This window comes from Streptomyces sp. NPDC005899 (genome assembly GCF_040629645.1).
Classification (GTDB): Bacteria; Actinomycetota; Actinomycetes; order Streptomycetales; family Streptomycetaceae; genus Streptomyces.
Genome location: NZ_JBEXWB010000050.1, coordinates 15,878 through 28,737, shown reverse-complemented (window position 1 = coordinate 28,737; position 12,860 = coordinate 15,878). Strand labels below are relative to the sequence as shown.

Annotated in this window: 11 protein-coding genes and 1 pseudogene; 11 read left to right on the top strand and 1 reads right to left on the bottom strand. The window is 72.4% G+C overall.

The features are described 5' to 3' along the window. Positions 1-391 (bottom strand): annotated as a pseudogene (locus tag ABZ371_RS09545) (transposase); the annotation flags it as partial. Between the two features lie 24 nt (positions 392-415). On the opposite strand from ABZ371_RS09545, the gene ABZ371_RS09540 reads away from it, so the two are divergent. The 11 genes from ABZ371_RS09540 to ABZ371_RS09490 all read left to right on the top strand — a co-directional run bounded on the left by ABZ371_RS09540 (position 416) and on the right by ABZ371_RS09490 (position 12,605). Beyond that, positions 416-991, top strand: coding sequence for an ATP/GTP-binding protein (locus ABZ371_RS09540; RefSeq protein WP_358675882.1), 576 nt, complete (start codon positions 416-418; stop codon positions 989-991). Then, the gene (locus tag ABZ371_RS09535; RefSeq protein WP_358675879.1) at positions 988-2,319 is read left to right on the top strand and encodes a cytochrome P450; all 1,332 of its coding nucleotides are present in this window, start codon (positions 988-990) and stop codon (positions 2,317-2,319) included. Before ABZ371_RS09540 ends, ABZ371_RS09535 begins: the two co-directional genes overlap by 4 nt. A 75-nt stretch (positions 2,320-2,394) precedes the next feature. Continuing rightward, entirely contained in the window at positions 2,395-2,802 is a 408-nt protein-coding gene (locus tag ABZ371_RS09530; protein ID WP_358675876.1) for a cell division protein SepF, read from the top strand. A gap of 7 nt (positions 2,803-2,809) precedes the next feature. Continuing rightward, on the top strand, positions 2,810-4,033 hold the full coding sequence (locus ABZ371_RS09525) for an ATP-binding protein (RefSeq protein WP_358675873.1): 1,224 nt from the start codon (positions 2,810-2,812) through the stop codon (positions 4,031-4,033). After that, positions 4,030-4,398 carry a nucleotide pyrophosphohydrolase gene (locus ABZ371_RS09520; protein WP_358675871.1) on the top strand — a complete coding sequence of 123 codons (369 nt, stop codon included), beginning with the start codon at positions 4,030-4,032 and terminating at the stop codon, positions 4,396-4,398. Before ABZ371_RS09525 ends, ABZ371_RS09520 begins: the two co-directional genes overlap by 4 nt. Before the next feature lie 124 nt (positions 4,399-4,522). Continuing rightward, positions 4,523-5,047, top strand: a complete 525-nt coding sequence (locus ABZ371_RS09515; RefSeq protein ID WP_358675868.1) for a DUF6099 family protein — start codon at positions 4,523-4,525, stop codon at positions 5,045-5,047. Positions 5,048-5,136: 89 nt separating this feature from the next. Continuing rightward, a complete protein-coding gene (locus ABZ371_RS09510; RefSeq protein WP_358675866.1) occupies positions 5,137-6,084 on the top strand; it encodes an LLM class F420-dependent oxidoreductase in 948 nt (315 codons plus the stop codon). A gap of 146 nt (positions 6,085-6,230) precedes the next feature. Continuing rightward, a complete protein-coding gene (gene mmuM / locus ABZ371_RS09505; protein ID WP_358675864.1) occupies positions 6,231-7,163 on the top strand; it encodes a homocysteine S-methyltransferase in 933 nt (310 codons plus the stop codon). A gap of 44 nt (positions 7,164-7,207) precedes the next feature. Then, on the top strand, positions 7,208-8,776 hold the full coding sequence (locus tag ABZ371_RS09500) for a 3' terminal RNA ribose 2'-O-methyltransferase Hen1 (RefSeq protein WP_358675861.1): 1,569 nt from the start codon (positions 7,208-7,210) through the stop codon (positions 8,774-8,776). After that, on the top strand, positions 8,773-11,316 hold the full coding sequence (locus ABZ371_RS09495; protein ID WP_358675859.1) for a polynucleotide kinase-phosphatase: 2,544 nt from the start codon (positions 8,773-8,775) through the stop codon (positions 11,314-11,316). Before ABZ371_RS09500 ends, ABZ371_RS09495 begins: the two co-directional genes overlap by 4 nt. Before the next feature lie 56 nt (positions 11,317-11,372). Then, positions 11,373-12,605 carry an arginine deiminase gene (locus ABZ371_RS09490; RefSeq protein ID WP_358675856.1) on the top strand — a complete coding sequence of 411 codons (1,233 nt, stop codon included), beginning with the start codon at positions 11,373-11,375 and terminating at the stop codon, positions 12,603-12,605. Positions 12,606-12,860: the final 255 nt, after the last annotated feature.

The window sequence follows — 12,860 nt, the reverse complement described above, 5'->3', positions numbered from 1 at the left end:
TTCACCTCGTAGGTGGCCCGGTGGTCGTCAACGAACTGGAAGCGGCTGATCACCAGTTCGTCTCTCCGGCGAAATACTTGGCTGCCTTGCGGAGGATGTCCCGCTCGGTGGCGAGCTTGCGCTCACTGGCCTCGAGTTCCGCCACCCGGGCCTCCAGACGCCGGACCCGCTCGTCCGGATCAGTGGACGCGACCGCTGCCGGCCGGGCGGGAGGCCGCGCAGCCGCAGCGGTGACGCCACGGCGTTCGCGGTCCCGCAGCACCCACGCACGCAGGGTCGCCCGGTTGATGCCCAGGTCAGCGGCGATGCTCTTGTATGTCGCCCCAGGTGTGGACTCGTACAGGGCCACAGCGTCGGCCTTGAACTCGTCCGAATAATCCTTCATCGCCATCGGCGGTCTTCTCGCTTCCTCCGGATCAAGCAGATCCAGTATCAGCGTGTCCACCACTCAGGGGGAGGCCCCCCCTTCGGCGTGGGCAAGACGACCCTGATCCGCACCCTGTCGGAGATCCCGACCCTGCACACGGAAGAGGTGATGACGCAGTCGAGCAGCCGGCTCGACGACACCGCCGGGCTTCCGGACAAGACCACGACCACGGTCGCCGTCGACTTCGGCCGGCTGACCGTGCACGACGACCTGGTGCTGTACATGTTCGGCACCCCCGGGCAGGAGCGGTTCCTGCCGCTGTGGGAGGACATCGCCCGCGGTGCCCTCGGCGCCCTCGTCATGGTCGACACCCGCCGCCTGGAGGACTCCTTCGCCGTCATGGACATGGTGGAGGAGCAGGGGCTGCCCTACGCCGTCGCCGTGAACCGCTTCCCCGACGCACCCGCGCACACGGACGAGGTCCTGCGCAAGCACCTCGACCTCGCGCCGCGGACCCCGCTGGTGCAGTGCGACGCCCGCGAACGCCGCGGCGGCATCGAAGCCCTGATCGCCCTCGCCGAGCACGCGCTGTCGTGCCTGCCCCCGCCCCAGGACCCGTCATGAACCTGCCCGGACCCGGTACGGCTCCCGAAGCCGCCGGCCCCACCCCGCCGCCCGCCACCGTCCCGCCCCACGAGCCGCCCGCGCTGTACGGCCCCGCCTTCGCCGCCGATCCGCACGGCCACTACCGCCGGCTGCGCGCCCAGGGGCCGCTGGCCCGCGTCCGCATCGCGCCGGGCATCGACGCGATGCTGGTCACGGACTACCACGCCGCCGTCGACCTGCTCAGGGACACCGAGACCTTCACCAAGGACCCGCGCGCCTGGCAGGAAGGCGTCCCGGCCGACTCGCCGGTCCTGCCGGTGCTCGGCCACCGGCCCACGGCTCTCTTCAGCGACGGCTCCGTCCACGCCCGCTACCGCGAGGCCATCAACGACACCCTGGCGCTCATCGAACCGCACCTGCTGCGGGCGGAGGTCGCCAGGATCGCCCGCCAGCTCATCGCGGACTTCTCCGCGACGGGCTCCGGCGACCTGATCGCCCAGTACGCGCGAAGGCTCCCCCTCCACGTCTTCACCGAGTCCTTCGGAGTCGTCCCGGAGGACGGCGAGCGGATCGTCCGCGGCGTCTCGGGGATGATGGACCCGGCCGAGGGCGCCGCAGCCGCCTACGCCGACCTGGTCGGCGTCGTCACCGAACTCGTGGCCGAGCGCCGGGCCCGCCCGGGGCGGGACCTCACCACCTACCTCCTCGCCCACCCGGCGGGCCTCGACGACGACGAGGCCGTGCGTCAGATCACATTGATCATGAGCGCCGGCCACGACCCGACGACGAACCTGATCGGCAACGCCCTCCTGCGGATGCTCAGCGACAGCCGGTACGGAGGCTTCCTGCACGGGGGCGCGATGACCGCGCAGGAGGCGATCGACGAGGTGCTCTGGCGGGACCCGCCGCTGGCCAACATGGGGGCGCACTATCCCCGGCGCGACACCGAGTTCCACGGTGTCGCGCTGCGCGCCGGACAGCTGGTCATGGTCTCCTTCGCCGCCGCCAACACCCAGTCGCCGCCCGTCGCTTCGGGCTTCGACGTGCGCTCCGGCGACAGTGCCCACCTGGCGTGGTCGACGGGTCCGCACCGGTGTCCGGCCAAGCAGCCGGCCCTGCTCATGGCGATGACGGCGATCGAGCAGCTCACCAGCCAGCTCTGTGACCTGGAACTCGCCGTCGCGCCCGCCGAACTGCTCTGGCGCCCGGGCCCCTTCCACCGTGCGCCGGCCCACCTCCCCGTGCGCTTCACCCCGCTCGACACGCTCCCCGGGGCGGACGGCCCCGCCGCGCCCGAGGGTGTCGATCACGCTCCGGCCCGTGTCGGTGGTACGCCGAACGGGTGAGGGAGGTGAGAATTGCCCGATGAACAGCGAGCGCAGCCGGCGCACAGCCAACCGGCATACGGACGGGGTCGTTCTGTGAGCAGGTACGACAGGTACGACAGGTACGACGCGACCGACGAACAGTGGGAAGGGCTCGCGCAGGTCGTACCCCTGCGGGGGCGCAACGAGTGGCCCTCCCGGGTCGACCACCGCGCGGTCCCCGAGCAGCGGGAGTCGGCCGAACAGCGGCGCATGGTCGTCCTGCGGGTCCAGGTCTTCGCGGACGCGCGCGAGGTGGCCGAGTACCTGGTGGCCCAGATTCCCGTCCTGCTGGACCTGACCGGTGCCGAGAGCGATGTGGCCAAGCGGATCCTGGACTTCAGCAGCGGTGTGGTGTTCGGACTGGGCAGCGGGATGCACCGCGTCGACCGGAACGTCTTCCTGCTCGCACCGGCCGGCATGGAGGTCGAGGGGGTCACCGCGGCGGGCGTACCCCAATCGTAGGAAGGTCGTGCGGGCGGAACGGTTCGCCGGCCGGAGGCGTGCGTACGGTCCGCTCATGACTGTCATCTCCCCCGCGACGCCCCCTGCCCCGGCGCCCGCCCGAACCATCCGCACACCCCGGCCGTACGTCGGCGAGCTCCGTCTCGACGCCTTCGCCGCCCACCGCCGCACCGTCATCCCGCTCGGCCCGCTCACCCTGCTCGCCGGGGGCAGCGGGAGCGGCAAGTCGACCGCCCTGCGCGGGTACGAGGCGCTGGCGCGGCTCGCCGCCGGTGACCCGTTGGAGGACGTCTTCCCCGACCCGGCGGCCTGGGTGCCCGCACGGGCCGGGGCCGACGCACAGGGGCGCCGGGGCTTCCGGCTCGGCTGCACCGTGGAGGGGCCGGCCGGGCCGGTGAGGCTCGATCTGGCCGTCCAGGCGGAACCCAGCCTGCGCATCGTCGGCGAGCGGCTGACGGACGGCCGCGAGACGTTGCTGACGACGGCGCTGCGCGACCCGCGGCGCTCCACCGTGCAGGCCGCCTGGCACACCGGGGGCGCGGTCCCGGTGACGCGCGCGCCCTTCCCGGACGACCGGCTGGGCACGGCCCTGCTCCCGTTGCGGGTCGCGGGCACCACGGACGGGCAGCTGAGGGTGCTGGCCGCCGCCGAGCAGGTGGTGGTGGCGCTGCGGTCGGCGTTCGTCTGCGACCCGCAGCCGGGCCGGATGCGTGCGGCCGTCCCCGTCGGGGAGGGCCGGCTGACCTCCTCGTGCGACAACCTGGCCGATGTGCTGCTGCGCACCCACGGCCAGTGCGCGCAGCGGCACGCCCGGCTGGTGGCCGGCGCGGACGCGGGATGTGCCGGGCGGGTGACGGGGCTGGGCGTCGAGCGCCTGGCGGACGGGACGGTCCGTGCCCGCACGGAACGGGGAGCGGGCCACAGCACCCCTCTCGGCCACCTCGGCGACGGCGAACTCCGGTATCTGGCCCTCTCCCTGGTGCTTCTGACGGGGCCGCACGTCCTCGTGGTCGACCCGGCCGCGGAGGTCCCCTCGGCGATGCAGGCGCTCACGGTCCTGGCGGACGGGTTCGACCGCGGTATGGACGTGAGGCAGGTGACGGAACTGCTGGCACTGGCCGCGTCGATCTGCGCGGGCGGGCACATGAGGCTGCTCGGGACGGTCACGGAGGCGACCGCGGCACAGGCCCGTGCCGTCGACGGTGCGGCAGTGGTAGACCTGGGCCGGTGACCGAACCCGATGTGGCGCGACTGCAGCGCCGGCTGGCCGACTTCGCCGCTTCCCGCGCCTGGGAGCCGTACCACACGCCGAAGAACCTCGCGGCGGCCCTCAGTGTGGAGGCGTCCGAACTCCTGGAGATCTTCCAGTGGCTGACGCCCGAGGAGGCGGCCCGGGTCATGGAGGACCCGGCGACGGCGCACCGCGTCGAGGACGAGGTCGCGGACGTCCTGGCGTATCTGCTGCAGTTCTGCGGGGTGCTCGGCGTCGACGCACTGGCCGCGCTGGCGGCCAAGATCGAGCGGAACGAGGCCCGCTTCCCGATTCCCGACCGCGTCGACCCCCGCAGCGGCCAGGGTGGTCACTCTTCGGAGTGATCAACTTATCCACAATCGGATACCTGTCCACAGATTTCCGATTTCCTCTGGCTTTACGGTGGCGTACACCTCACTGTGGGTAATGAAAGAGGTGAGCGGGTTCTCGTGACGACGGGGGAGTGCCATGGAAGCGGAGCGGCTCATCCAGGCGGGTCGGCGGTCTCTGGCGGAGAGCCGGGGAGCGCCCGCGGTGATGGCGGAGGCGTGGCAGGCCCAGGCCCTCGCCCGGGCGGTGGGAGGGCAGTTGGTGAGGTGCGGGCCGTCGGAGTTGCGGACGGACGCCCGAGGCCTCAGCGAGATCGGCGCGGCGTGTGCGCCCGTCCTCGGCCATCCGATGGTTCCGGTCACAGGCGCGCGGGCCGCCCAGCTATCCGAGGTCACCGAGCCCGGCCGCACGCTGGCCGCGCTCGCCCTGCTCCTCGGTGAGGTCGGAATGGCCCTCGTCGGCGTCGCCTGCGGTACGGAGGAGGAAGGGCTCTACTGGCAGTGCATCGAGGCCATAGACGCCGTCGACGAGTCGGTGGACCGGGTGCACGGCATGCTGAGGCGGCTCGCGGAGCGGGAGCGCGAGCAGGAGGCGGAGCAGATGCGCGACGGCCCGTACGGGGTCATCAGAGGGCCGGCGGGTTCCAGGACGGGCCGGCCGTGACCGGGTGGGGGCGGGGTCCGCCCGCCTCCGGCCATGACCGGGGCGAGGAGAGCCGGGGACCGCCGGGGTCGACGGTGCAGGATAGAAGCATGGATCTTCGAATCTTCACCGAGCCCCAGCAAGGGGCGAGCTACGACACACTGCTCACCGTCGCCAAGGCCACCGAGGACCTCGGCTTCGACGCCTTCTACCGGTCGGACCACTACGTGCGCATGGGTTCGGGCGACGGACTGCCCGGACCGACCGACGCGTGGATCACCCTGGCGGGGCTGGCCCGCGAGACCAAGCGCATCCGGCTCGGCACCCTGATGACGGCAGGGACCTTCCGCCTCCCGGGCGTGCTGGCCATCCAGGTGGCCCAGGTCGACCAGATGTCCGGCGGCCGGGTCGATCTGGGCCTGGGCGCGGGCTGGTTCGAGGAGGAGCACAAGGCGTACGGCATCCCGTTCCCGAAGGAGAAGTTCGGGCGGCTGGAGGAGCAGCTGGCGATCGTCACAGGCCTGTGGGCTACCGCGGTCGGTGAGACGTTCAGTTACGACGGCACGTACTACCAGCTCACCGACTCGCCGGCCCTGCCGAAGCCCGCCCAGGCCAAGGTGCCGATCCTGATCGGCGGACACGGTGCGGTGCGCACCCCGCGTCTGGCCGCCCAGTACGCGGACGAGTTCAACATCCCCTTCGCGTCGATCGAGGACAGCGAAAAGCAGTTCGCCCGGGTCCGGGCCGCTGCCGCCGCCGCGGGTCGCGCACCGGAGGACCTGGTGTACTCCAACGCCCTGGTGGTCTGCGTCGGAAAGACCGACGCGGAGGTCGCGCGGCGCGCCTCCGCCATCGGGCGCGAGGTCGAGGACCTCAAGGCGAACGGCCTCGCGGGCTCGCCCGGCGAGGTGGTCGACAAGATCGGCAGGTACGCGGCGATCGGGGCGTCACGCGTCTACCTCCAGATCCTGGACCTGGATGACCTGGACCACCTGGAACTGATCTCGTCGCAGGTCCAGTCGCAGCTGGGCGGGAGAGAGGACGCACGTAGTCGGTGACCTCCCGCCAACCGGCCGGCGGTCCCCCCGCGGGGACTCCGGCCGCCGGGGAGCCGTCGCCCGGGAGCGGCAGCCGTGGCGGGGCCGTGCACCCGCCGACCGAGAGGACGACGTGGCAGTGAGAGGACGACGTGGAGGAGAAGCCCGTGCCACCCGCCCGTACACCGCAGGACCCGCCCGCCCGCACGCTCGGGGAAGCGCTCCGTGACGGGACGGTGCTGCTGGACGGCGGTCTCTCCAACCAGTTGCAGGAGCAGGGGTGTGATCTGTCCGGTGGTCTGTGGTCGGCCCGGCTGCTGGCCGACGCGCCGGAGCAGATCGAGGCCGCTCACGCGGCCTACGTCAGGGCGGGTGCGCAGGTGCTCACCACCGCCGGCTACCAGGCGACGTTCGAGGGCTTCGCGCGGCACGGTGTCGGGCCGGCCGGGGCGGCGGAGCTGATGGCCCGCGGCGGGGACTCGGCCCGCCGGGCGGCGGCCACGGCCGGCCGGGAGGTCTGGGTCGCCGCGTCGGTCGGCCCGTACGGGGCGATGCTCGCGGACGGCAGTGAGTACCGCGGGCGTTACGGGCTCAGCGTCCGCGAGCTGGAGCGCTTCCACCGCCCAAGGGCCGAGGTGCTGGCCGGGGCTCGTCCCGATGTACTGGCCCTGGAGACGGTGCCGGACATCGACGAGGCAGAGGCGCTGCTGCGGGCCGTCGAGGACCTGCCGGTGCCCGTCTGGCTGTCCTACAGCGTCGCGGGGGACCGGACCCGGGCGGGGCAGCCGCTGGCGGAGGCGTTCGGGCTGGTGGCGGGGAACGACCAGGTGGTGGCCGTCGGGGTCAACTGCTGCGCTCCCGAGGACGCGGACGCTGCGGTGGAGCTGGCGGCGACGTGCGGCAAGCCCGTGGTGGTCTATCCCAACAGCGGTGAGGAGTGGGATGCCGCCCGCCGGGAGTGGACGGGCGCGAGCACCTTCCGGCCGGAGCGGGTGCGGGACTGGCAGCGGGCCGGAGCCCGGCTGGTCGGAGGCTGCTGCCGGGTCGGCCCTGCGGACATCGCCGGGCTGTCCGCCCTGCTGGGGGAGGCCCGAGCGTGAAAAATGCCTGGTAGGAGGCGGAAGGCAGGGCCATACTCGGACGCGTGTTCTTGACTATCGGCATGACCGGCACCCCCGAACGCCCTGCCACCGATCTCGGATTCCTGCTGCACAAGCATCCCGAGAAGGCACAGGCGTTCTCCACCGCGCACGGCACCGCACACGTCTTCTACCCCGAGGCGTCCGCGGAGCGGTGCACGGCCGCGCTGCTGCTGGAGGTGGATCCGGTGGCGCTCGTCCGGCGCGGCAAGGGCAAGGGCCGGGGCGGCGCCCCCGACGCGGCGCTCGCGCAGTACGTCAACGACCGCCCCTACGCGGCGTCCTCCCTGCTCTCGGTCGCCATCGCGGCGGTCTTCAAGTCCGCGCTGAACGGCGTGTGCCGGGCCATGCCCGAGCGGGCCGAGGAGTCCTTGCCGCTGCGCGTCGAGGTGCCCGCGCTGCCCGCGCGTGGCGGCGTCGAGCTGGTGCGCGAGCTGTTCGGGCCGCTCGGCTGGGCACGGATCGAGGCGGTGCCCGTGCCGCTGGACGAGCAGTTCCCGCAGTGGGGCGACTCGCGTTACGTACGGCTGGTGCTGGAGGGCGAGATGCGGCTGTCCGACGCCTTGCGCCAGCTCTACGTGCTGCTGCCCGTCCTCGACGACGCCAAGCACTACTGGGTGGCGCCCGACGAGGTGGACAAGCTGCTCCGGGCCGGTGACGGCTGGCTGGCCGATCACCCCGAGCGGAAGCTCATCACCAGTCGTTACCTTTCCCGCCGCTGGGGGCTGACCCGGCAGGCGACGGAACGCCTCGAACTGGTACGGCTGGCCGAGTCGGACGACCTGGAGGTGGAGAGCGTCGACAACGCCGTGGACGAGACCACCGACACGGAGGAGAAGCCGGTGCCGCTCGCCGAGCAGCGCCGCGAGGCGATTCTGGCGGCCCTGCGTGCCGCCGGTTCGGCCAAGGTTCTCGACCTCGGCTGCGGACAGGGCCAGTTGTTGCAGGCGCTGCTCAAGGACGCGCGCTTCACGGAGATCGTGGGGGTGGACGTGTCGATGCGGGCACTGACCGTCGCCTCGCGTCGGCTCAAGATCGACCGGATGGGCGAGCGGCAGGCCGCTCGGGTCATCCTCCGTCAGGGCGCCCTGACGTACACCGACAAGCAGCTGAAGGGGTACGACGCCGCGGTGCTCAGCGAGGTGATCGAGCACCTGGACCTCGAGCGGCTGCCCGCGCTGGAGTACGCCGTGTTCGGTGCGGCCCGACCGCAGACCGTGCTCGTGACGACGCCGAACGTCGAGTACAACGTCCGCTGGGAGACGCTCCCGGCCGGACACGTGCGCCACGGGGACCACCGGTTCGAGTGGACCCGGCAGGAGTTCCGGGACTGGGGGGAGCGGGTGGCCGGCCGCCACGGGTACGTGGTGACGTATCTCCCCGTGGGCCCGGACGACCCGGAGGTGGGCCCGCCCACCCAGATGGCCGTGTTCACGATCCGCGCCCAGCCGCAGGATCCGGCACAGGCGCCCGCAACGACGCAGGCACCGGCACCCGCAACGACGCAGGCACCCGCAACCACGCCCGCAGCCGCACCGGCACCGACGAAGACGAAGGAGGCGAAGGCCGCATGACCAGTACCTCTCGCACGCTGCCGGTGACCGACCTCTCGCTCGTCGTGCTGATCGGCGCCAGTGGCTCGGGCAAGTCCACCTTCGCGCGCAGGCACTTCAAGCCCACGGAGATCGTCTCCTCGGACTTCTGCCGCGGCCTGGTCGCCGACGACGAGAACGACCAGGGCGCCAGCCGGGACGCCTTCGACGTGCTGCACTACATCGCCGGCAAGCGGCTGGCCGCCGGGCGGCTCACCGTCGTCGACGCCACCAACGTGCAGCCGGAGAGCCGCAGACAGCTCGTGCAGCTGGCCAGGCAGCACGACGTACTGCCCATCGCCATCGTGCTGGACCTGCCCGAGGAGGTCTGCCGCGCACGCAACAGCACCCGCCCGGACCGCGCCGGCATGCCCCGGCACGTGGTCCAGCGCCACCGGCGTGAGCTGCACCGGTCCCTGCGCGGCCTGGAGCGCGAGGGTTTCCGCAAGGTGCACGTCCTGCGCACCGAGGAGGAGGCCGCCTCCGCCGAGATCGTCCTGGAGCGGCGCTACAACGACCTGCGCCACCTCACCGGCCCCTTCGACATCATCGGCGACGTCCACGGCTGCAGTTCCGAGCTGGAGTCCCTGCTGGGCAAGCTCGGCTACTCGGACGGCGTGCACCCCGACGGGCGCACCGCCGTCTTCGTCGGCGACCTCGTCGACCGCGGACCGGACAGCCCCGGGGTGCTGCGCCGGGTCATGTCCATGGTGGCGGCGGGCAACGCCCTGTGCGTGCCGGGCAACCACGAGAACAAGCTCGGCCGCCACCTCAAGGGGCGCAAGGTCCAGCCGACCCACGGCCTCGCCGAGACCATCGAGCAGCTGGAGCGGGAGGACGCCGAGGACCCGGAGTTCCGCGCCGAGGTGGCGCGGTTCATCGACGGGCTGGTCAGCCACTACGTCCTGGATGAGGGCAATCTGGTCGTCTGCCACGCGGGGCTGCCCGAGAAGTACCACGGCCGCACCTCCGGGCGGGTCCGCTCGCACGCGCTGTACGGAGACACGACCGGCGAGACCGACGAGTTCGGGCTGCCGGTGCGCTACCCGTGGGCGGAGGAGTACCGCGGCCGTGCGGCCGTGGTCTACGGGCACACCCCCGTGCCGGTCACCTCGTGGATCAACAACACCCTGTGCCTGGACACCGGAGCGGTCTTCGGCGGGAGGATGACCGCCCTGCGCTGGCCGGAGCGCGAGATCGTCGACGTACCGGCCGAGCGGGTCTGGTACGAGCCGGTGAAGCCCTTGGTCAGCGAGGCGCCCGGGGGTCGGGAGGGCCGTCCGCTCGACCTCGCCGACGTACAGGGCCGCCGGGTCGTCGAGACACGGCACATGGGCAGGATCGCGGTGCGCGAGGAGAACGCCGCCGCGGCGCTGGAGGTCATGAGCCGGTTCGCCGTCGATCCGAGACTGCTGGCCTACCTCCCCCCGACCATGGCGCCGACCGCCACCTCCCAGGAGGCGGGCTTCCTGGAGCACCCGGCCGAGGCCTTCGCGCAGTACCGCGCGGACGGAGTCGGCAGGGTCGTGTGCGAGGAGAAGCACATGGGCTCGCGGGCGGTGGCCCTGGTCTGCCGGGACGCGGAGGCGGCCCGTGAGCGTTTCGGCACCGACGGCCCCACCGGAGCCCTGTACACGCGCACCGGGCGGCCGTTCCTCGACGACGCGGCGCTCACCGAGGTCGTCCTCGGCAGGCTGCGCACGGCCGTCACCGCCGCCGGCCTCTGGGAGGAGTGGGACACCGACTGGGTGCTGTTCGACGCCGAGCTGATGCCCTGGTCCCTCAAGGCCGCGGGCCTCCTGCGCTCGCAGTACGCGGCCGTGGGCGCCGCGTCCGGGGCGGCGCTCCCCGTGGCCGGTGACGCCCTCGCCGCCGCGGCCGCCCGGGGGGTGGACGTCACCGCCCTCGCGGGGCGGCAGCGTGAGCGGGCCGCGGACGCCGCCGCGTTCACGGAGGCGTACCGCCGGTACTGCTGGAGCACCGAAGGACTCGACGGTGTCCGGCTCGCGCCCTTCCAGGTCCTGGCCGTGCGGGGCCGCTCGCTGGCCGCCGTGCCGCACGACGAGCAGCTGGCCTGGCTGGACCGGCTCGTCGAGCACGACCCGACCGGGCTGCTCCAGGTCACCCGCCGTCTCGTCGTCGACACCGGCGATGACGACTCGGTGCGCTCCGGCGTCGACTGGTGGCTGGAGATGACCGGTCGCGGCGGGGAGGGCATGGTCGTCAAACCCCTCGGCGCCCTCGTCCGGGATTCCAGGGGCCGGCTCGTGCAGCCGGGCGTCAAGGTGCGCGGCCGGGAGTACCTGCGGATCATCTACGGCCCCGAGTACACGCGGCCGGAGAACCTGGAGCGGCTGCGATCGCGCTTCCTCGGCCACAAGAGGTCGCTGGCCCTGCGCGAGTACGCCCTGGGCGTCGAGGCGCTGGACCGCCTGGCGGAGGGGGAGCCGCTCTGGCGGATCCACGAGGCGGTCTTCGCGGTCCTCGCCCTGGAGTCGGAGCCGGTCGACCCACGGCTCTGACGAGGTCCCGGCGGTCATCAGGGGTGAACGGCGCCCCGCGCGGTGAGGATGGAGACATGGGATTCCACGTCGACTCCGAGGCCGGGCGGCTGCGCCGCGTCATCCTGCACCGCCCGGATCTGGAACTGAAACGGCTCACCCCCAGCAACAAGGACGCGCTCCTCTTCGACGACGTGCTGTGGGTGCGCCGTGCCCGGGAGGAACACGACGGCTTCGCCGACGTGCTGCGTGAGCGGGGTGTCGAGGTCCATCTCTTCGGGGACCTGCTGCGGGAGTCCCTCGACATCCCGGTGGCGCGGCGGCTCGTGCTCGACCGGGTCTTCAGGGAGAAGGAGTACGGCCCGCTCGCCACCGAGCACCTGCGTGCCGTGTTCGACGGGCTGGGCACCGCCGAGCTGACCGAGGCACTGGTCGGCGGCATGACGAAGCGGGAGTTCCTGGAGCGGCACGCCGAGCCCACGTCCGTCCGCTTCCACGTGATGGACATGGACGACTTCCTGCTCGACCCGCTGCCCAACCATCTCTTCACCCGTGACACCTCGGCGTGGATCTACGACGGTGTGTCCATCAACGCGATGCGGTGGCCGGCCAGGCAGCGGGAGACCGTGCACTTCGAGGCGATCTACCGGCACCACCCGCTGTTCACGGGTGCCGAGGCAGGCGTCTTCCACCACTGGTCGCAGGGGCAGGACGACTATCCGTCCACCATCGAGGGCGGTGACGTCCTCGTCATCGGCCGGGGCGCCGTCCTGATCGGGATGAGTGAGCGCACGACCCCGCAGGCCGTGGAGATGCTGGCCCGGGGCCTCTTCGACGCCGGTTCCGCCCGGACCATCGTGGCCCTGGACCTGCCGAAGCGCCGTGCGTTCATGCACCTCGACACGGTGATGACGATGGTCGACGGGGACACGTTCACGAAGTACGCCGGCCTAGGGATGCTCCGTTCGTACACCATCGAGCCCGGCAGCGGCCCCCTCGAGCTGAAGGTCACCGACCACCCGCCCGAGCACATGCACCGGGCCATCGCCGCCGCCCTCGGTCTGGACGCGATCCGGGTCCTCACCGCCACGCAGGACGTGCACGCGGCCGAGCGCGAGCAGTGGGACGACGGCTGCAACGTGCTGGCCGTGGAACCGGGCGTGGTCGTCGCCTACGAGCGCAACGCCACCACGAACGCCTATCTGCGCAAGGAGGGCATCGAGGTCGTGGAGATCCGCGGCAGCGAACTCGGCCGGGGCCGCGGAGGCCCGCGGTGCATGAGCTGCCCGGTGGTCCGTGACCCGGTGTGAGCCGGCCGTCCCGGAGGTGCCCGGGCTGTGGTCCGGGCGCGGCGCGTCGTCCCACGAGGTGCTGGTGGCCCGGGGCCCGGCGTGGGCCGGCGGGCGGGAGCGTCCGGTGGTCGGTGCCCGGGTGGGTGGAAAAGTGAGTGCGGCACCCCGGTCGATCTCTGTATATCAATGCGTGAGTTCGTATAGACTTCCGGCCTCGCGTGCATGCACGCTTGCCTGAGCGGCCACGCGCGCCCGCGCGTCGGCGCAGCCGCG